Annotated in this window: 1 protein-coding gene; it reads right to left on the minus strand. The window is 60.8% G+C overall.

The annotated features are described in order from the left end of the window. Positions 1-23: 23 nt before the first annotated feature. The coding region (locus P0G09_RS17670; RefSeq protein WP_275253322.1) for a DUF815 domain-containing protein at positions 24-311 on the minus strand (288 nt) is incomplete at its 5' end.

A 311-nucleotide genomic window follows, 5' to 3' on the forward strand; every position in this document is an offset into this window, starting at 1 on the left:
ACATAAAAACGAAAAAGCAAACATTATTTCTGCACGCCGCTCTCGCACTGTTCGATGAACTGTTTTGCCACGCGGGGGCTGCGGCCGCCGGCGCGGATGGCGAAGGCCTCGGCCTTGACCAGCAGCTCATCCATGGGCATCTGGATGTGGTGCTGTTTTGCCAGCTCTTCCAGAATGGCGGCAAAGCGGGCTTTCTCGGGCCGCTGGAAGGTGACAGTCAGGCCGATCCGGGCGGAAAGGCTCATCAGCTCCTGCCGGGTGTCGGCTTCGTGGATGTCGTCGCCGGTGCGGTCGGTCAGGGTCTCCTTGAT

Origin of the sequence: Faecalibacterium sp. DFI.5.82 (assembly GCF_029076575.1) — a bacterium.
GTDB lineage: Bacteria > Bacillota > Clostridia > Oscillospirales > Ruminococcaceae > Faecalibacterium > Faecalibacterium duncaniae.